Genomic DNA, 18,898 nt, shown 5'->3' on the forward strand with positions numbered 1-18,898 from the left:
GTCTGTTCTCCCATGCTCAGAGGTTCTATCCGGCACGCGCGTCGGGCACGCATCCTTCGCTCGTGCACCCGGCTGAAGTGGCGGTGGCCCCGCTGAAATCGGGGATCGGGGCGGAAAGGAGTGTCGCAAGACGCGCGCCGATGACCATGTCGTCTTCGATGCCGAAGCGGTGGTGTTCGACATGACCGTCGCGTCCGATGATGATTGCCGTCGGCGTGCCTCGCATGCCGTAGCGCTCCATCGTTTTCGGTATCGGTCCCTGCTCGGAAGGCTGGTCGACGGCGATCGGGAAGGTCAGGCGATACTCATGAATGAAAGCCTTCAGCGCCTCGGGTGTCATGACCGCGTGATGCTCGAACACCGAATGCAGGCCGAGGACCTGAAGATCGGTATCCCGAAAAATGCTCTGGACGCGCTGCATCTGCGGCAGTCCGTGCGAAACGCAGGCCGGGCACAGCATCTGAAACGCATGAAGGAAAACGACCCGGCCGCGAAGCCGCGCAAGGCTCGGACGTTCCTGTGTGTTGAACCAGGTCGAAACGGCCAGTTCCGGAGCCGCGGTCCTGTGATTGCTGTTCATTGTCCTCATCTCCAAGACGGCCGGGCGAACGCTCGTCGCCCGGCCTTTGCGACATGTGCGGATCAGGCGGCTTCGCGAACGAGCTTCACGCCGGGGAAGTCGACCGGAACGGCAAGCGCGACGTTGATGTAGTTGGTGAAAAGGTTGAGCGCGACATGCGCGATGATCTCGACGACGTCCTCGTCATCGAATCCGGCGTCGCGCAAGGTGCGTACATCCACGTCGGATACCTGTCCGCGCGCCTCGACGAGCTTCTGTGCAAAGGCAAGGGCCGCCGCCGTCTTCGGATCGGCGGACTTGCCGTGCTGCGCTGCCGTCATCTCCTCGGCGGTCGCGCCGGCCTTGCGGCCAAGGGCAGTATGAGCCGCCAGGCAATAGTGGCAATCGTTGCGATCCGCGACGGCAACGGCGATCTGCTCGCCGAGCTTGGCGCCGAGGCGTCCCTTGCCGAGCGCGCCGAAGGAGCCCCACATGCTGGCAAGGGCCGCCGGTGAATTGGCGACGGCGCGGAACATGTTGGGTGCTACCCCGAAGGCGGAGCGGATTTCGCCAAGCAGTTCGGCGCTGGCGCCAGTTGCCGAAACGGGGTCGACTAGATTAATTCTGCTCATGGTTTTCTCTTTCTATTTGCTGGAGGGAGAAAATTGCCGGTCCGCCGATGGCAGTCGTCGGACCGGCGCCGACATCATCGTCTGTCCGCTTGCGACGCAGGAAACAGCGCTCGCGAATTCCGATGGTGAAGCTTGTGGCGAGGCGCCGGGGGGCTTAGCGACGCCTTCGGAACCGCCGGCATTGGCGCCGGCGGCTGGATCGTTTCGCATGATCAGACCGTCTCGCGATTGAAGAGACGCCAGGCGGCCCTTTGTGCTTCGGGTTCTGCCGTTTCGTATTCGCCGCAATCGACGCGCAGTTCCGCCGGTCCGAACGCAGCATCGACGAACGCGCAGTGATGCGGCGCCTTCGGGTCGTCATAGACATGCGGCCGGAAGTATCGACAGTTGACGCACATGCGCTGTTCCGGGATGGCGCCAGCCGCCTGCAGACTACGGATGATCTTGACGAGATGCATGAGCAGATCTTGCTGCTCCAGCCTCGAAAGCGAAGCGATGGCATCCTCCGTGGCCGATGCGAGCCGCCCCGCCTGTCGCACTGCGTCCTCGCCGGCCGGCGTGGTGGCAACCGAAAGGGCGCGCGCGTCGCTCGGATCCGGCCGCTTCTCGACCAGCCCCTTGCGCAAGAGCGCGTTGACCGAGTCCGTCGTCGTCGGCTGGCTGACGCCGAGATAACCGGCGATCTGTTTTACCCGCATTCCGCTGCGTCTACCGGCAACCAGGAAGGTCAGGATCTGCAATTGCGTCGGATTGAGGCCGATCGCTTCAGCACTCGACCAGGCCTCGGTGCGCATGGCCGTCGCTACGCGGGAAAGGCCGTCGCCGATACGGTCGATCAGGGGCGGTGTCGTGTCAGGTTCCTTGCACATGTGGTCATTAATATAGGAATCCTATGTATTGTCAATGCCGACAAAAAAGCGGCGCGAATTTGACGCGCATCAAAGTGGAGGGGGCGTCTTAGGCTTAATCCTCTTCTCGAACAACCCGAGCACGGGCTGGTCGCTCAAATGGAGAAGACGATGTTGAATGCAATCAAGAGCGGATTTGGTATCGCGATCGCGGCAATGCTGGTCGCCGCACCGGCAGCCGCCGCGGACTTCGAAGTGCACATGCTGAACAAGGGCAAGGACGGCGCGATGGTTTTCGAGCCGGCGTCGCTGAAGGTTGCGCCTGGCGACACGGTCACCTTCATCCCGACCGACAAGGGACATAACGTCGAAACCATCAAGGGCATGATCCCCGATGGCGCCGAGGCCTTCAAAAGCAAGATCAATGAAAACTACAAGGTGACTTTCACGGCGCCGGGCGTCTACGGCGTAAAGTGCACGCCGCACTACGGCATGGGCATGGTCGGCGTCGTTCAGGTCGGCGATGCGCCGGCCAACCTGGAAGCGGTCAAGGGAGCGAAGAACCCGAAGAAGGCTCAGGAACGCCTGGACGCAGCCCTCGCGGCGCTCGGTAACTAAGCGACTTCTAGCGCTTCGGAGCGGGGTGGGGACAGGCCGCTCCTGGCGTCTGCGCACTGGGTGAGGCGCGGGCGCCATCATGCGGAACCAATGCGAAGCATTCGCGTTGGTTCCGCATGGATCAGATCACTGCCGAATTGTTCCCGCCATCGCAAATTCCCTATCCGGTCATTTTTGCGCGCATTCTTGGAGCGCTGCTGATGGGCGCGGTCATCGGCTTCGAGCGCGAGGTCAAGGCACGACCAGCCGGCCTCAAGACCCATATGCTCGTCTGCCTCGCAGCCTGCACCTTCGGCATCATCTCGATCGAAAGCGTCCGCCTCGGCGGCTTCTTCGACGAACGCGTCCGCATCGATCCTCTGCGCGTGGTGGAGGCGGTCACAGCCGGTGTCGCCTTTCTTGCAGCCGGCACAATCGTCTTGTCTCGCGGCGAGGTTCAGGGCCTGACGACCGGGGCCAGCCTCTGGCTTGCCGGCGCGATCGGCATTTCGGTCGGCTTCGGCCATTGGATCGTTGCCGGCCTGGCGGTCGGTTCCGCCTTCGCCGTTCTCACCATCATCGGCTACTTCGAAGCCAAGGCCGTGCGACACCAAAAGCCTGACGTGGAGCCGGAGGGTAAGGCGAGCGACGAGGGCGGCAAGAAGCAAGCCTAACGATAGGTTTGCGATAGTCCTGAGCGCCGTCTCGAGTCTTAGGGTAATACCCTGCCGTCTCAGGCTAGGTGCAACGCAATGCTATTCTGCACAGAAAGGTTGTGTCCCGCTGGCGCCCTCGACCCGGCGTCGCCATCGTGTCTTCAGGGGCGAGCCCATCTGTTTATGACCCGGTGAAGGCCGCCTGCGCCATATGGCGTGGCGAGGAAATGTGTTCGGCAATCCCGATCGAAACGGCTAAGCTCGTAAGCGGCCTGTTTCCAAGGAAGGTTCAATGGACGCCACCGGTTCCCTTGCTGCCAAGCTGTTGTCGGAGACCCTGATGTTCGACCAGACGTCATTGGCTGCGTTGGAAGCCTTGGCCGCCAATTCCGATCGCGGCATCGTGCGGCGCGGCGAGATCCTGGTCCGCCAAGGCGAGCCGTCGGACCGGTTTTTCGTGGTCCTGTCCGGCCGCTTTACCGTCCACCGGGATGACGTCTCCGACCCTATTGCCGAGATAGGGCAGGGCGAACTCGTTGGCGAGGTCGGTTTCTTCGCCGGGCTGCCGCGCATGGCTACGGTCGTTGCTGCTCGCGATTCCATTGTTCTTTCGATCTGTGACCACCAGTTCGAAAAGGCGGCGAGTGCCCTGCCGAGCCTGCGCCAATCGGTCACCACGTTTCTGGCGCGACGGTTTGCCAAGCAGGCACCGGCTTCGCCGCATGCCAAGGGCGCCTGCCGGATAAGGACGCTCGCAATTGTTGCTGCCGGAAGCAGCCGGGTTTCTCCCCGCTTCATCGACCTACTGCGCAAGGCTTTTTCCGGATCCACGCGCACGGCTTTCCTGGCGAGGGCCGACATCGAAGAGCGCTTTCCCGGCGTTCCGATCGATGATCAGCCGGTGCTGGACTGGCTCAACCAATTGGAAGCCAAGACCGGAGGCATCGTCTACATCACCGACGACGAACCAAGCGACTGGACGCGTGTCTGCATCCGCCAGGCCGATGGTGTCCTGTTGGTCGGCGAGCCGTCCGGCTCTGCAAAACTCAACCCGTCAGAGCAACTGGCGCTGTCAGTGCACTCGCCATCGAGCGTGCGGCTCGTTCTGGTGCATGACAAGCGCGCCGCAACGGTCGTCGGCACCAGCGGCTGGCTGAACGAGCGCCCCGGACTCCGGCAGCATCATCACGTGGCGCTCGAAGACATTGAGGATGTCGAGCGTTTGGTCCGCTTCATTGCCGGCCAGGCGAGGGGCTTTGTCGCAGCCGGCGGGGGCTCGCTCGGATGCGCGCATCTTGGCGTCCACAAGGCTTTTATCGAGGCCGGCGCCTCCTTCGACTATCTGGGAGGCACCAGTTCGGGAGCGGCGATGATGGCGGGCTTCGCCCGCGGCATGAACGCCGACGAGATCAATCGTGGGACGCACGAGATCTTCGTCCGCAGCCGCGCGTTCCGTCGCCTGACCGTGCCGCAATATGCGCTGCTGGATCACAAGGTGCTCGACCGCACCCTGCAGGCGGAATATGGCGACGTTCTTATCGAAGACCTCTGGCTGCCATTTTTCGCGCTGTCGACCAATCTCAGCACAGGGCAAGCGCATGTCCATCGCCGCGGAAAACTGTGGCAGGCCGTCAGGGCGTCGGGCTCGATCCCCGGCATACTGCCGCCCTTCTTCACGGCCGACGGTGACATGCTGGTCGACGGGGCGATCATGAACAATCTGCCACTGGAACAGATGAAGGAACTGAAGACAGGGCCGAACGTCGTCGTGAGCCTGGGTGGGGGCGGTCCGGGAAAACAACACATCGACTATGACAGTATTCCCGGCGCGTCCGAACTGACCGTTCGGTTGCTCAACCCCTTCGGCCGCTCGGGCTTGCCGAAAATCCCCAACCTGATCCAGGTCATTGCCGCAAGCATGCTGGCGCACCGGCCGCAGGAGATCGCTCTCGGGGAAAAGGACATCCTGATTTCCCCGCCGGTTTCAGCCGCGATCAGCTTTATGGATTGGAGCCGGCACTCCGAACTGTTCGCCGAAGCCTATCATTGGGCGAAATCATGGATTGATGAGCGTATTGGCGAGAACGACCCGAGGATGGAGGCCATTTGCGGCCTGCCGGCCCGCTATGGCTCGCCGGAAACACATGGCAGCGCGCAGGCGCATTCCGCGCTCTAGGATGCGCCCCGGCATCCGTGGCCTGATCGTTATGTAAGGCCCGCGAGTGCTTTGCATGCGCATGGATTTTCGACTGATCTTGCCGCCCCTGTTAAGTTGTCACTGTCCTCTTGCGGTTGTGGTATTTTAGGATAGCCTTGCATCGGGAGAGCCAGTCGCGGTTCTTTCGTTTTGCAGTGAAAAGACCAATGAATAGAGGGCCATCGGAGATATAGCGGCTCACATTCGAAAATGTTTCGTCCCCGAATTGCACTGCCATTTGGGTTTCCTTGGATGTAACTGCGGGACGTCCCTGGTCATGTGATGCACGGAAACCGTGTATCGCTTCGTCACAGAGCGCCCATTTGCTTGAAGTGGATCGACGTGATGTCTGACAACAAGAATGCCGGCGCACCTCCAAGTGCACAGGACCTCAGAATGCAGATGCTCCAGCGTGAAATGGACGAGATGGACAAGGAGCGGCGACTAAAATCCATCGAAGAGCAAAAGCTCGCCGACTTTGCCGCGGATTTTCTCAAGAAGCATGTAACGGAAGAGGAAATCGCCATCGTTCGCCGGCTGGTCGCGAACGCCGTGAAGGCCGGCAAGTTCGAAGCGATGGTCTACAGCTTCCCGTCCGAGCTTTGCACCGACAGCGGCCGCGCGATCAACAGCGGCGACCGGGATTGGCCAAACACGCTGCAGGGAAAAGCAAAAGAGTTCTTTGACCGCTATCAGGCCTTCGGCAAGCCAAGTGGCTACAAGTTGAAGGCGATGATCATCAACTTCCCGGGTGGCGTGCCCGGTGACGTCGGGTTCTTCTTGAACTGGGCTCCCGAAAAAGCCTGAGTACGACCGTCCCGGCGTCGCATCGCGTTGTCGCGCTGCGGCCCGTCCCGATCGAAAGCGTTCAAAGCCCGCACCTTTGGTGCGGGCTTTTCAGTCTTATAAAACGTCGGGCACGTTTCTACGCACGTGGTCGTCCGCAGCAAAGTCATCCGGTCGTTTCTGGCGCTTGCCGAGATCGGGCTCCGAGAATTTCACGCGCTCGTATGGGATCGACGAGAGAATGTGCGAGATGCAGTTGATGCGGGCACGCTTCTTGTCATCCGACGGTACGATCCACCAGGGCGCGAAATCGGTGTCCGTCATACGGATCATCTCGTTGTAGGCGCGGGTATAATCCCACCAGCGGCGATAGGATTCGACGTCCATCGGACTGAGCTTCCACTGGCGCAGCGGATCGGCAATGCGCTGCCGGAAGCGCTTTTCCTGCTCCTTCTCGCTGACGTCGAGGAAGTATTTGAGCAGGATGATGCCGCTTTCGACCATGGCCGCTTCGAAACGCGGCGCGAGCTCGAGAAAGCGTCGGGCACTGTCATCCGAGCAGAAACCCATAACGCGCTCGACGCCGGGGCGGTTGTACCAGGAGCGATCGAAGATCACGATCTCGCCGGCGGCGGGCAGGTGCTGGATATAGCGCTGCATGTAGATCTGCGACTTCTCGCGGTCGGTCGGCGCCGGCAGCGCGGTCACGCGGAAGACGCGTGGGCTGACACGCTCGGTCAGCCGCTTGATCACACCGCCCTTGCCGGCCGCATCGCGGCCTTCGAAGACGATGACGATGCGCGCGCCTGTTTTCTTCACCCAGGCCTGCAGATGGGCGGTTTCCTGCTGCAGCCGGGCGAGCTCCTTGGCATAGCCCTCGGATGACGAGTCGTCCGAAGTCGTCGCGTCATCGGCTATTTCGCCTTCGCTCTTGTCTTTGCCCTTTTTCTTCTTGCCGTCATGCTTGCCCATTTTTCCCTCCCGTTCGGACATGGTCATCTGGCTTGATCTCGACAGAACCGGTCGGCTGACCGTCGTTCCGCCCGTACTTGGTCTCGTAAGCGTCGAGCGCATCTTCCATTCCCTCGAAGATCATGCCCGGGCCGATCTTCTCGACGACTCCGGAGCGCTCGAGCAGGGCGCGCGCATCGGTATGCAATTCGGCCAGGCCGAGCGTGACGCCGCGGTTCTTCAGGTCGCTCTGCAACTCTCCAAGCATGTCCGCGGCGGTGCTGTCGATTTGCGGGATGGCGCTCGCATCGATCACCAGCCAGCGGGTAGGTTTCGGCAGGCTCTCGGCGATCACCTCGAGGCGCTCGCGGACGTAATCGGCGTTATAGAAAAGCAGACTATCTTGAACCATGCAGGCACCGAAGCCTGGAACCGGGCGTGCCTCGGTCACGCGATGCAGCTTGTAGAAGCCGTCGCGCCCGGGGATGCGGCCCAGCATGGCGTCGTGCGGATACATGGTCTGCAAGATGAGGTAGACCAGTGTTGCAGCGATGGCGATGACCACGCCGTTCAGCACGCCGAGGCCGATCGGTCCCCAAAGGGCAATCAGCGCGAAAATGAACTCGATGCGGTTGACGGTCCAGATCCGTCTGAGGCCGTCGATGTCGATCAGGCTGAGCGCCGTTGCCGCAAGGATCGCCCCGAGCGCGGCGACCGGCAGAATGCGAAGGACGTCACCAAGAAAGAGCAGCACCACCATCAGGGTCCCTGCCGCAACGAGGCTCGCGATCTGCGAACGCCCACCCACGGCAAAGTTCACGGCCGTGCGTGAATCCGAGGCGGTCACCGGAAACGTCCCGAACAGTCCTGCCGCAATGTTGGCGGCGCCGAAGCCGCTCAGTTCACGGTTCGGATCGACGCGGTAGCCGCCGAGCGCCGCAAAGCTGCGCGCGGCGATGACGCCGGAACCGAAACTGACGAGGAAGATTGCCGCGCCGCCGGTCAGCAATCCATCGATCGGCAGACCCTCGAGACGAGGCAGGACGAAGGTCGGCAAGCCGTCGGGAATGTTGCCGACGACCGTCATGCCGCGCCCTTCGAAGTCGAAGAGATATGACAACAACACCGCGACGAAGACGACGATAACAGGACCTGGAACGGGTGAGCGATAGAAGCGGGCGACCTGCAGCAGCGCAAAACACGCCAAGGCAAACACCAGAGTGGGCCAGTGGATGGAGCCGGCCTGCCTCAGAAGTTCGAGAATAGGGCTGATCAGCCCGTCCGACTCGATCTGGACGCCGGTGACGCGCTTGATCTGTCCAACCAGAATCGAGAGGGAAATTCCAGCAAAGAAGCCTGTGAGGATCGGGCGCGACAGAAAGGTCGCGAGCACGCCGAGACGGACGAGGCGTGCAATCAGGCAGAGCATGCCGACGATGAGGGCCAGCAGGGCCGCCGCCGTTACGCGGTCAGCGCTACCGGCAGAGGAGGCGAAGACCGTCGTCAGCACGGCCGCCAGCACCGTCATCGTCGCCGCATCCGGTCCGACGATCAGTTGCCGCGACGGACCGAAAAGGGCGTAGGCGACAAGCGGCGTGATGCTCGCATAAAGGCCCGTCTCGGGCGGCAGCCCGGCGATGGCGGGATAGGCGATGGCGCTCGGCAATCCGACCGCGGCAATGGCGACGCCTGCGGAAATGTCGCTGCGCAACCAACTTCCCTGATACCCCTTAAGGTTGTCCAGAAGCGGCAGGCGAGGCAGGTTCAGCATGCTGACGGTCCCCGGGGGCCTCTTAAAGTGCTCTAAACGCTACAAATCAGGCTGCGCGGGTAGCGCAAACACTGCACTCTACCATTGCGTACATTAGGGTTGCAAAACTTTCCTTTCATCGGCTTCGACAAAAAGAATAAAAGTTGCAGACAATTAGAGGTGGCCTGCCGCGTCGATCCGGCAAGTGCCGGACCGAGGGATCTGCACGAAGTTATGAAGCCCGTGTCAGCTGAGCTTTAACGCTTCAGTAGTAGGGGGAGACACACGCCTGCCGCGGACCGTAATACGGCTGGAACGTGTCGTCATAGGCCCTGTAGGACCGGTAACGAGCGTAGCACCAGCGGGTGTGGGCGCTGCCTCCGTAATAGGTTTGGCGATAGTAGCGCGGCGCATAGTAGCGCGGGGCGGAATAGGTCGGGCCGTAATAGCCTTCGTCATAATAGCCCGGGCCATAGTAGCGAGGCTGCGCGAGCAGCCCGCCGATGATCGCGCCGGTTGCCAATCCGCCGAGCGCCCATGCCCAGTCATCGCCACCGCCGTGGTGATGCCCGTGGTTGTAGCCGCCGTGATAGCCGCCGCCGTGGTGCCTGTACTGAACCGGTTGGACTTGAGATGCCTCGATCTCCGCCGTAACGGCTGGAGGAAATGCCATGGCCGGCGGAACACTCGTAGCCACCGCCGCCAGTGACAAGGCAAAGATTGCTAGCCTCTTCATTTGGCTTCACCTTCTTTCCACCCCGCACCCGATTATAGCGCGGAACCGGTTCGATGGCACTTCGTTTTCCAGGGTGCTTCCGCCGCCCGACCAAGCGGCTGTCTATTTGACGACAGTCACGCTCAATACGCCTTCTTCGATCTTTCCGTCTTCATAGGGGGAGCGAATGACAAGCCGGTCGCGGCCGGTTTAGCCGGGGTTCGGCGTATAGTAGGCGACGACGCCATTCACCTTGGTTGTCGCGCATTTTGACTGCTTGCCCACCAGTTTCGGATAGACCGCCTCGTGGACAATCTCCAGGTGGCCATGCTTGGGCTTCTCCGCAATCGTCATCGCCGGATAGTCGATCTGGCTGCAGTTATCGTCGATATGCCAGTTCTTGGCGACGAGCGTCTTCACCCCGCTGCGCGCCGTGATCGATAGCGCCTGCTGCCGGGAATCGTCGGAGGTTGTGGTGCAAGCCGACAAGGCGACAACGATTACGGGCAAAAAGAGATATCGAAAGGTTTTCATGAGGAATCCTGAGAATACTTTAAGTTTGGATTTAAGTCTCATGAGGGCCCGGGCCGCACCCGTTTCATCGAGATGCACCCCTTGGATCAACACGTTTTGCGTGTGCGATCATGCATTTTTTGGTCTCGGGGGATAGGGGGTGTCCTTCGCTCGTCGATCACGTGGCTTTCAAACATTCCGGGCAAACCGGATGAGAACCTCGTTCACGACATCGGGGCGCTCCTGCGGCAGCCAATGGCCGCTGCCGTGCACGATGATGCTTTCCTTGAGCTGCGGGACGAGGGGCGGCATTGCATCGACAATTTCGCGCATCCCGGGGATGGTGAGGCCCGTGTCGCGCTCGCCGACCATGAACAGGGCAGGAATTTCGACCTTTACGCCGGCGAAAGCGGCCTGCAGCTGCCAATTGCGATCGAGGTTTCGATAGTAGTTCAACCCTCCGCGAAAACCGGTCGTGGCAAAGGCGCTGATGTAGGTGTCGAGGTCTGCAGCAGTGAGCCAGTCGGGCATGCTGTCGGGCAGCGGCGCAAGCAGTCCATGCCGGCGCGATACCATGCCGAACGGATTGGGTGTCTGGTCTCCGGCCTGTCGCGCGCCCGCGTCGCCGGAAGCCGCAAAGAGGATCTTTCGCAGCGTCTGGCCGATGTCACGCTCTAGCTCCGCCTCGGCGACATCAGGCTCCTGGAAATAGAGCGTGTACAATTCTGCCTCGTCGGTCCGCGGGAAGATCCGGGTCGGCGGAACGGGCGGCTGGCCCATCATCGGCACGCTCATGGCGACGACGCCGCAGAAACGGTCGGGCCGCATATGTGCCGCCTGCCAGGCAACGGTCGCGCCCCAGTCGTTACCGACGAGGATGGCCGTTGATAGGTCGAGGGCATCCAGCAGAGCAATCATGTCGCCGACGATGTGAAACACGCTGTATTCGTCGACCGATGGAGGACATTCCGAGAGGCCGTAGCCGCGCATGTCAGGCGCGATCGCGCGAAAGCCCGCCTCCGCAAGTGCCGCTACCTGGTGCCGCCAGGCATGGGAGGTCTCCGGGAAGCCATGGCAGAGCAGAACGGCCGGGCCGTTTCCCCGTTCGATAAAGCCCATGCGGATGGTTCGGGTCTGGATTGTCTGGGCCTGCATCTTGGTTCCTTCTCGACACCCTGATACCGTACTTGTATAAGTTACGGAAACAGGTGGCGTCAAGAGTGCGTAACTTATAGTGTTACGCTATGGGGTGTCGAATGAAGCAAGACAGCCGGTTGGCGCGGATGATCCATGTGCTCATACACATGGCACTGCTCGGGGGACGGGAGACGTCAGAGACCATCGCCAAGATGCTGAACACCAACCCGGTGGTCGTTCGCCGGACGATGGGGGCGTTGAAGCGCAAGGGTGTCGTCGGTTCCGAAGGCGGCCGGGGAGGGGGCTGGGCGCTTCTGCGGCCGCTTGGGGAGTTGACGGTGCTCGATGTGCAGCGGGCGCTGGACGATGGGCAGGTTCTGGCGGCAGGCGTGTCCGAGGACCATCCGACCTGCCCGGTGGAGCGCGCAGCGAATGCGGCGCTGGTGGACGCCTTCGAAAAAGCGGAGCGGACCCTGCTGCAGGAGTTTGCCGAACTCAGGCTTTCAACGATTGCGGAGCGTGCGATGAAGGATGCTGCGGGGTCTCAGCGGGCAACGCACCTGGATCATCAAGCCTGAAGGCGCCATGCATGTGGGCGATGAACAGGCGAAGCGGCAGCATCGAGCGAGCTTGTGGTCAGGCCCTTTCGCCAAAAACTGAGCCGGCGGCTCTGCATGATCGTCCGGCAGGACAAGCGGCTTGATCTCGGCCTTCGAAAGACGCTGGCGGCGCCTGAGCGGCCCGTCAGCGAGCAGGACTAGGCGCGCGATACCGACGACCGTCTCGCCAGCTGATGCTCGCGCCAGATCGTGAAGAGACCGGCGCCGACGACGATGAGCGCGCCGACGATCATGTTGTGAGTGATCGTCTCGCCGAAGAGCATGACGGCGAAGATCACGTTGAGGACCAGCTGGAAATAGGTAACCGGCTGGACTTCGGCTGCCGGCAGCAGTCCGTAGGCTTTGATGAGGAAAAAGTGACTGAGGGTGCCACAGACGCAAAGCGCGGCAAGGGCAAACCAATCGGACGGCACCACCTCTGTCCAGTAGAACGGGCCAACCAGCGAGATCGCCACGGCGCCGACAACACCGGCATAAAAGAGGCTCGTGACGGCCGAATCCTCGCGACTGACGGCGCGGGTGGCAATGCTGTAAAGCGCGAAAAGCACAGAGGCTGCGAGCGGCAGAAGCAGCGACATGTCGAAGTGCACGTTGACGGGATTGATGATCACCAGAACGCCGATCAGACCGATCAGAATGGCCGCACCGCGCCGCCATCCCACGGTCTCCCCGAGAAGAGGGATCGAGAGGATGGTGATGATCAGTGGTGTCGCCTGAAAGATCGACTGGCTCATGGCGAGCCCGGCGTGAACGTAGGAAATGACGATGACGACGATTTCGGCGACGAGCAGCAGGCCTCGCACGACCTGCAGCCAGGGATGGCGCGTGTGAGCGGTCTTGCGAAGTCCACCCGATGACGAGGCGGCGAAAGCGAACACGAAGAGCGCAAACGCCCAGAATCGGATCATCGTGATGAACAAAGCGGGGTAGCGGTCGCCAAGATACTTGGTGATGGCGTCCTGGCCAGCAAAGATGCAAATGGCAAGGAAGGCAAACAGATAACCGCGGGTCTTGGGGCTCATTGCACTACAAACTCAGAATCGCTGGCCCCCTGAATAGCATAGTCTTGTCGCCGGGGCTTGAACCAAACGAATTCGGTTTGATGATCCTGGATCCGCGGCAGCAGGCGAGGGGCGCGTCGAGCCGGGACTGCCCCCGCGAAGGGGGCAGCCTGCCGCAGCTCAATGATATTTTTCCTGCTTGCGCGTGAGGATCGCCGGAGCGTTCAGACCGGCGATCGGTTGGTTGACATCCGTCGGAATGTCGCCTGACAGCTGCAGGTCGAGATAGCGCGCGCAGCAGACCCTCAGGAATGATGTGAAGTTCCCGAGATCATGCCCGGCATCGATGGACTCGTGGTGCAGCTTGGTGATCAGCTGCGTGACGTTCATACGATCGCGCCGCGCGATCTCCTCAAGCTTCGACCAGAAGAAGTTCTCCAGCCGGACGCTCGTCACCATGCCATCGATGCGCAGCGACCGGGTGGTGCTCTCCCAGAGCCGCGCATCCGCCTTTATGAACAACTCGCACATCTCGCCCCTCCCGTGGCCGCCTTCTCAGGCGGCGTCTGTTTGTAACAGGGCCGAGGCGTCGAGCACAGCCATGAACTGGCGCAGCCACGACGGATGGGCGGGCCACGCCGGCGCGGTAACGAGGTTGCCGTCGGCGACCGCGTCGCTGATCGCAATATCCGCATAAATGCCGCCAGCAAGTTCGACCTCCGGACGGCACGCCGGGTAGGCCGAACAGGTGCGGCCCTTCAACACGCCGGCCGCCGCAAGCAATTGTGCGCCGTGGCAGATGGCCGCCACCGGTTTTCCCGCCGCGAAGAAATGCTGGACAGCCTTGATGACATCCGGGTTGAGACGCAGATATTCGGGCGCGCGACCGCCGGGTATGACCAGCGCGTCGTAATCTTCAGCGCGGATGGCGGAGAAGGTGGCGTTGAGCGCAAAATTATGGCCGCGCTTTTCGGAATAGGTCTGGTCGCCTTCGAAATCATGGATCGCGGTCGCAACCGTCTCGCCGGCATTCTTGCCGGGGCAGACGGCATGCACCGTGTGGCCGCAGGCGAGCAAGGTCTGAAACGGAACCATCGTTTCATAGTCTTCGGTGAAATCACCGGTGATCATCAGAATTTTCGAGTTTGCCATTTGTTTCCTCCCAAAAACCAATGGGCGGAGTTTAGCAATCCGGCTGAGGCAACGGGTACTAGCGGAATACTACAAAGGAAAATTCAGGGCAGGGCCGCGGACTATTTCACGGCCGTCGTTATCTTGGCGATCCCTTCCAGAGTGCGATGGACCGGGCACTTGTCGGCAATCTCGGCGATCTTGGAGCGAAGCTCGTCTGCGACCTCGCCCTCGATCGCTATGACCCGCTCGAACCGGTCGATCTTCCCGCTGTCGGCGCGCTCCGTTGCAGCGCAGTCTTCGCAATCCCGCGCATGGATCTTGGAATGCGAGACCTCCACCTTGATGCGCCCGAGCGGCAGCTTCTTGTGGTCGGCGTAGAGGCGCAGCGTCATGGAGGTACAGGCAGCAAGCCCGATCGACAGGTAGTCATAGGGCGATGGCCCGGAATCGAACCCGCCGACGCTTTGCGGCTCGTCGGCAAAGAGGCGATGCCTGCCGGCTTGAACCGAATTCTGAAATTTGCCTTCGCCCGTTTCCGTCACCTGGACCTGTTCCACCGGCTCCGTGCCCTGCGGAGTGTCGGCCACGAGATAGCGGCTCAGCCACTCCGCAATCACCCGGGCGGCGTAGGCGGCATCGGCAGGATCGGTGAGCAGATGGTCGGCCTTGTCCAGCGAAACGAAGCTCTTCGGATGTTTGGCCGCCTGGAAGAGGTCGCTGGCGTTTTCGATGCCGACCGTTTGATCCAGCGGCGCGTGGAGAATGAGAACGGGTTTCCTGAGCGTGGCCACAGCCTCATGAAGGCGCTGGGCGCAAGCGTCGTCGACGAACTGTTTCTTGATCAGGAATTTGCGACCGGCAAGATCGACTTCGGCGGCATCACTTTCCTCTATTTCCTTGAGGCTCGCTCCGAAGTTCTTGAGCACATGGCCGACGTCCGCGGGTGCGCCGATCGTGGCCACGGCGCGAACTTCCGGAATTTCGTTGGCAACCGCAAAGACGGCTGCACCGCCAAGCGAATGGCCAATCAGGAGCGACGGCGCCTCGAAGTGTAGCCGTAGATAGTCGGCGGCCGAACGAAGATCCGCGATGTTGGACGAAAAGTTGGTCGAGGCGAACTCGCCCTCGCTTGATCCGAGGCCGGTGAAATCGAAGCGCAGGACCGCGATCCCTTCGCGCGCGAGTTCGGCCGAGATCTGACGCGCCGCCGCCAGATCCTTGGAGCAGGTGAAGCAGTGGGCGAAAACCGCATAGGCCCGCACCGGGCCGTTTGGAAGGTCGAGTCTGGCGCCAAGGGTAGCGCCGGAATGGCCGGTAAATTCAAGTCTTTGACTGTTGAAGTTCATGTGATGCTCCAGGAAGGAGAACAATCATCCCAAGGTCGCAACGACTGTCCTGAATTCGAATGATGCGGCCGGCGTCCATGTCCGCCGAACCTGGCGGCTGCATGCGGACACGGTTCGCCAGACGCTCGCCGGGGCGTTTGTTACTCCGCGGCGGACCGTCGCGGCAGCACCCAGTTCGGACGCGGGAAGTGGCAGGTATAGCCGTTCGGATAGCGCTCCAGGTAATCCTGGTGCTCCGGCTCCGCCTGCCAGAAGTCGCCAACGGGTTCCAGTTCCGTCACTACCTTGCCCGGCCACAGGCCAGAGGCTTCCACATCGGCAATGGTGTCCTCGGCAATGCGCTTCTGTTCGTCATCGACGTAGTAGATCGCCGAACGATAGGAGGTGCCGATGTCGTTGCCCTGACGGTTTTTCGTGGTGGGGTCGTGGATCTGGAAAAACAGCTCCAGAATCCGCCGATAGGAGGTATTCGCCGGATCGTAGAATATCTCGATGCCCTCGGCATGGGTACCGTGGTTGCGATAGGTCGCATTGGGCACGTCGCCGCCGGTATAGCCCACACGGGTGCCGGTGACGCCGGGGAGCCTGCGGATCAGATCCTGCATTCCCCAGAAGCAACCGCCGGCCAGAACAGCTCTCTCGGTCATTCAGATATCCTCCACCTGGTTCGTGAGCGCGTCTTCGCTTTGTCTCCCACTGGCTGCGGGCCAGCGCGGGAGATGGACTGTAATATAGGAACTCCTGCTGCCAAGATCAGGAGGTCGGTTCCAATCCGCGTTTTGGCTCAGCACGTGTCGAGTTGGACGCGCAAGCGCACGCGGCCCGTCAGGATCGCGGGAAGGGCGAGTTAGCTCTCCTTCCTATGCAACCGCAACGGTGACGATGCGCGCGCTAGTTTGCTGTCGGGGCGAGCAATCCATTCTATCGGGCGGCTGCCTCGCTTCCACGGGCTGCAGCCCTTCAGCTCGCCATCGGCATTCCAGGTGCGCGGTAACCTGTTTTCCCAAGGAAAACGGCGCCCAAGTAAGCAATCAAGAATTGCATGGCCGCGGGAAATAAATCTTCACTTGCCGCCCAGCTTCCGTTAATGCGCGAGGGGTCTGCGCCTAAGAACCTGCGCGCATGAGGAGAACCATCTTGAATGTCGATGAGAAGCTGGAACCAATTCTAACGGAAGTGCTGAGGCGCAACGCCGGCGAGCTGGAATTTCACCAGGCCGTACGGGAAGTGCTTGAAAGTCTGGGGCGTGTCATTGCCAAGCATCCGCGCTATGCGGAACAGGCCCTTATAGAACGGATCTGCGAACCCGAGCGGCAGATCATCTTCAGGGTGCCTTGGGTCGACGACGCCGGGCAGGTACAGATCAACCGCGGCTTCCGCGTGCAATTCAACTCCGCACTTGGGCCCTATAAGGGCGGGATACGCTTTCATCCTTCCGTCAACGTCGGGATCATCAAGTTCCTCGGCTTCGAGCAAACCTTCAAGAACGCCCTGACAGGCATGCCGATCGGCGGCGGCAAGGGCGGCTCCGACTTCAACCCGAGAGGGCGAACGGATGGGGAAATCATGCGATTTTGCCAGTCGTTCATGACCGAGCTCCACCGACACCTGGGCGAATACACGGACGTTCCTGCCGGCGATATCGGCGTCGGAGGCCGGGAGATCGGCTATATGTTCGGCCAGTACAAGCGGCTCACCAACCGGTATGAGGCCGGGGTGCTGACGGGCAAGGCGCTGATTTACGGCGGCTCGCGCGCACGCAAGGAGGCAACGGGCTTCGGTGCGACCTACTTCGTCCAGCGGATGCTCAGCACCAAGGGCCTCGATTTCGAAGGCAGGCGCGTGACCGTATCGGGATCCGGAAACGTCGCTATCTACACCATGGAAAAGGTCGCGGAGTTCGGTGGCAAGATCGTCGCATGCTCCGATTCCAACGGTTATGTCGTCGATGAGGACGGTATCGATCTTGAATTGGTCAAGCAGATCAAGGAGGTTCGCCGTGAGCGGATATCCGAGTACGCCAGGCTGAAAGGTTCCAGGGCACACTATGTCGAGGGCGGCTCCGTCTGGGACGTTCCTTGCGATGTCGCGATGCCCTCGGCGACCCAGAACGAGCTCACGGGCAAGGATGCCCGCACTCTGGTGAAGAATGGCGTCATCGCAGTAGGCGAGGGGGCAAACATGCCGTCGACCCCGGAAGCGGTTCGCATTTTTCAGGATGCAGGGGTCATGTTTGCCCCTGGCAAGGCCGCCAATGCGGGCGGTGTTGCGACATCGGCTCTGGAGATGCAGCAGAATGCCTCTCGCGACAGCTGGACGTTCGAGCAAACCGAAACACGGCTTGCCATTATCATGCGGTCGATCCACGACCGTTGCGCCGAGACCGCCGAGGAATACGGGAACCCCGGCGACTATGTGCTCGGAGCCAACATCGCCGGCTTTGTGAGGGTCGCCGAAGCGATGGACGCGCTCGGCGTCATCTAATGCTTCTGCTGGAGGGAGCCGGCTTGCGCTGGCTTCCTTCAGTAATTCGTCGAAGCTCTTGGGGCTGAGACTGTAGTACCACCGGTCACGACTAGTTTCGTGAGCATGGCGCGCGATCCTATGGGGAGGCCATACCACGCTGCTGGCTGGTCCGGGCTGCGAGACGGTAGCAAGAGCCAATCGGCGCAGATAGAATTTATGAAGCGACGAGACCGTCGAAAACCTCGAGCATGGCATCGCTGATCGCCTGGCCGAGGGCGGCCGCGGTTTGCGACAGGGTTTCCTCGTCTGCGCCCTGGGCTGCGATTGCGAAGGCTGCGCCTTCTCCCGTCACGATTTCCTGAGCGCGCTGAATGGCCCAAAGGGCAAAGTCGTTACGATCGCTGATTTCTACCGTTTCCATGATTTCCTCTGATTGTCCGTGTGGAAGAATTCTTGTGGCTTTGCCGGGCGGCCGAGAGCCCGGGGTCGGCTTCATAATCGGTTTGGCCCATCTAACCGTCAACGGCATCGCTGCCAAAGCCCTAGAACCGGTTGCAGGGTGCTTTGAAGCCTTAAAATGGCATCCCGGCTATCCGCCCATTTCCGTCGACTGTCAATCCGCAGTCAATGCCGCTTTGCAATTGCCTTGCCTTATCAGAGGCTTCGGGTCATCTTTTGAGAGACGTCGGCCTCCGTTGCGCTGCTGAAGTCGACAATCGTAAGCGCCTGTTTGCGGAGCATCTTTTAGCTTACGTCCCGCTTTCAACGCTCATCCGGCGCGCGCTCGACGACCGACCGAGTCACCACGCGCCCTTTACCCGATTTTCAGGGGAGCTCGAAAACTACATGTCTTAGGAAGATGCCGAACATGCGGTGCGCACGGTCATAGCGTGGTGCCGGATCGACGCCGCACCGCCAGTGCTGATCCGCTCCAGCAACCGGCGAACCTGGCGGGTGCTCAGCTCAAGCACATGTGCCGCCGACACCAAC

General features: G+C 61.2%; 21 protein-coding genes and 1 pseudogene. 7 read left to right on the forward strand and 15 right to left on the reverse strand.

Going from position 1 to position 18,898, the window contains the following annotated elements; all coding sequences use genetic code 11:
* Positions 1-25: 25 nt before the first annotated feature.
* The 3 genes from ASD01_RS21070 to ASD01_RS21080 all read right to left on the reverse strand — a co-directional run bounded on the left by ASD01_RS21070 (position 26) and on the right by ASD01_RS21080 (position 2,060).
* The gene (locus ASD01_RS21070; protein WP_090429119.1) at positions 26-580 is read right to left on the reverse strand and encodes a peroxiredoxin family protein; all 555 of its coding nucleotides are present in this window, start codon (positions 578-580) and stop codon (positions 26-28) included.
* Positions 581-642: 62 nt separating this feature from the next.
* Positions 643-1,191, reverse strand: coding sequence for a carboxymuconolactone decarboxylase family protein (locus tag ASD01_RS21075; RefSeq protein ID WP_060644364.1), 549 nt, complete (start codon positions 1,189-1,191; stop codon positions 643-645).
* A gap of 212 nt (positions 1,192-1,403) precedes the next feature.
* Entirely contained in the window at positions 1,404-2,060 is a 657-nt protein-coding gene (locus ASD01_RS21080; protein WP_060644365.1) for a MarR family winged helix-turn-helix transcriptional regulator, read from the reverse strand.
* A gap of 150 nt (positions 2,061-2,210) precedes the next feature.
* Between ASD01_RS21080 and ASD01_RS21085 the strand changes: the two genes are divergently transcribed.
* From ASD01_RS21085 to ASD01_RS21100, 4 genes are all read left to right on the forward strand, one after another.
* Positions 2,211-2,657 carry a pseudoazurin gene (locus tag ASD01_RS21085; RefSeq protein ID WP_082005895.1) on the forward strand — a complete coding sequence of 149 codons (447 nt, stop codon included), beginning with the start codon at positions 2,211-2,213 and terminating at the stop codon, positions 2,655-2,657.
* A 116-nt stretch (positions 2,658-2,773) separates the two neighbouring features.
* Positions 2,774-3,310, forward strand: a complete 537-nt coding sequence (locus ASD01_RS21090) for an MgtC/SapB family protein (protein WP_034801997.1) — start codon at positions 2,774-2,776, stop codon at positions 3,308-3,310.
* A 274-nt stretch (positions 3,311-3,584) separates the two neighbouring features.
* Positions 3,585-5,468 (forward strand): patatin-like phospholipase family protein, encoded by a 1,884-nt coding sequence (locus ASD01_RS21095; protein WP_051659605.1) that lies wholly within the window; start codon positions 3,585-3,587, stop codon positions 5,466-5,468.
* A gap of 366 nt (positions 5,469-5,834) precedes the next feature.
* The gene (locus ASD01_RS21100; RefSeq protein ID WP_034802042.1) at positions 5,835-6,296 is read left to right on the forward strand and encodes a hypothetical protein; all 462 of its coding nucleotides are present in this window, start codon (positions 5,835-5,837) and stop codon (positions 6,294-6,296) included.
* A gap of 96 nt (positions 6,297-6,392) precedes the next feature.
* On the opposite strand, the gene ppk2 is transcribed toward ASD01_RS21100, so the two are convergent.
* From ppk2 to ASD01_RS21125, 5 genes are all read right to left on the reverse strand, one after another.
* Positions 6,393-7,247 (reverse strand): polyphosphate kinase 2, encoded by an 855-nt coding sequence (gene ppk2 / locus ASD01_RS21105; protein WP_034802000.1) that lies wholly within the window; start codon positions 7,245-7,247, stop codon positions 6,393-6,395.
* Complete coding sequence (locus ASD01_RS21110; protein WP_051659606.1) at positions 7,234-8,997, reverse strand: SulP family inorganic anion transporter; 1,764 nt, start codon at positions 8,995-8,997, stop codon at positions 7,234-7,236. Before ASD01_RS21110 ends, ppk2 begins: the two co-directional genes overlap by 14 nt.
* Positions 8,998-9,241: 244 nt before the next feature.
* On the reverse strand, positions 9,242-9,712 hold the full coding sequence (locus tag ASD01_RS21115; protein ID WP_034802004.1) for a BA14K family protein: 471 nt from the start codon (positions 9,710-9,712) through the stop codon (positions 9,242-9,244).
* Positions 9,713-9,901: 189 nt separating this feature from the next.
* On the reverse strand, positions 9,902-10,225 hold the full coding sequence (locus tag ASD01_RS21120) for a hypothetical protein (protein WP_234798805.1): 324 nt from the start codon (positions 10,223-10,225) through the stop codon (positions 9,902-9,904).
* A gap of 168 nt (positions 10,226-10,393) precedes the next feature.
* The gene (locus ASD01_RS21125; RefSeq protein ID WP_034802007.1) at positions 10,394-11,359 is read right to left on the reverse strand and encodes an alpha/beta fold hydrolase; all 966 of its coding nucleotides are present in this window, start codon (positions 11,357-11,359) and stop codon (positions 10,394-10,396) included.
* A gap of 101 nt (positions 11,360-11,460) precedes the next feature.
* On the opposite strand from ASD01_RS21125, the gene ASD01_RS21130 reads away from it, so the two are divergent.
* Positions 11,461-11,919, forward strand: a complete 459-nt coding sequence (locus tag ASD01_RS21130) for an Rrf2 family transcriptional regulator (protein WP_051659609.1) — start codon at positions 11,461-11,463, stop codon at positions 11,917-11,919.
* Between the two features lie 179 nt (positions 11,920-12,098).
* Here the strand turns inward: ASD01_RS21130 and ASD01_RS21135 are convergent, their stop codons facing one another.
* The 5 genes from ASD01_RS21135 to msrA form a co-directional block, all read right to left on the reverse strand.
* Positions 12,099-12,983 carry a DMT family transporter gene (locus ASD01_RS21135; protein ID WP_034802010.1) on the reverse strand — a complete coding sequence of 295 codons (885 nt, stop codon included), beginning with the start codon at positions 12,981-12,983 and terminating at the stop codon, positions 12,099-12,101.
* Between the two features lie 159 nt (positions 12,984-13,142).
* Complete coding sequence (locus ASD01_RS21140) at positions 13,143-13,493, reverse strand: ribbon-helix-helix domain-containing protein (protein ID WP_034802012.1); 351 nt, start codon at positions 13,491-13,493, stop codon at positions 13,143-13,145.
* Positions 13,494-13,517: 24 nt separating this feature from the next.
* Positions 13,518-14,114 carry a DJ-1/PfpI family protein gene (locus ASD01_RS21145; protein ID WP_034802015.1) on the reverse strand — a complete coding sequence of 199 codons (597 nt, stop codon included), beginning with the start codon at positions 14,112-14,114 and terminating at the stop codon, positions 13,518-13,520.
* Between the two features lie 101 nt (positions 14,115-14,215).
* On the reverse strand, positions 14,216-15,442 hold the full coding sequence (locus tag ASD01_RS21150; protein ID WP_034802017.1) for a bifunctional alpha/beta hydrolase/OsmC family protein: 1,227 nt from the start codon (positions 15,440-15,442) through the stop codon (positions 14,216-14,218).
* A 140-nt stretch (positions 15,443-15,582) separates the two neighbouring features.
* Positions 15,583-16,089: a peptide-methionine (S)-S-oxide reductase MsrA gene (msrA, locus tag ASD01_RS21155; protein ID WP_034802021.1), complete on the reverse strand. Its 507-nt coding sequence runs from the start codon at positions 16,087-16,089 to the stop codon at positions 15,583-15,585.
* A gap of 490 nt (positions 16,090-16,579) precedes the next feature.
* Here msrA and gdhA point away from each other — a divergent pair, with 490 nt between their 5' ends.
* Positions 16,580-17,926: an NADP-specific glutamate dehydrogenase gene (gdhA, locus tag ASD01_RS21160; protein ID WP_090429132.1), complete on the forward strand. Its 1,347-nt coding sequence runs from the start codon at positions 16,580-16,582 to the stop codon at positions 17,924-17,926.
* A gap of 196 nt (positions 17,927-18,122) precedes the next feature.
* On the opposite strand, the gene ASD01_RS21165 is transcribed toward gdhA, so the two are convergent.
* The gene (locus ASD01_RS21165; protein WP_034802023.1) at positions 18,123-18,329 is read right to left on the reverse strand and encodes a hypothetical protein; all 207 of its coding nucleotides are present in this window, start codon (positions 18,327-18,329) and stop codon (positions 18,123-18,125) included.
* 206 nt (positions 18,330-18,535) lie between these two features.
* On the opposite strand from ASD01_RS21165, the gene ASD01_RS34870 reads away from it, so the two are divergent.
* On the forward strand, positions 18,536-18,763 hold the full coding sequence (locus tag ASD01_RS34870) for an AAA-associated domain-containing protein (protein WP_234798806.1): 228 nt from the start codon (positions 18,536-18,538) through the stop codon (positions 18,761-18,763).
* Positions 18,764-18,792: 29 nt separating this feature from the next.
* On the opposite strand, the pseudogene ASD01_RS37445 reads toward ASD01_RS34870, so the two are convergent.
* Positions 18,793-18,898: pseudogene (locus ASD01_RS37445) on the reverse strand (helix-turn-helix domain-containing protein); the annotation flags it as partial.

This window comes from Ensifer sp. Root423, from assembly GCF_001426275.1.
In the GTDB taxonomy this organism is placed as follows: Bacteria; Pseudomonadota; Alphaproteobacteria; order Rhizobiales; family Rhizobiaceae; genus Ensifer; species Ensifer adhaerens.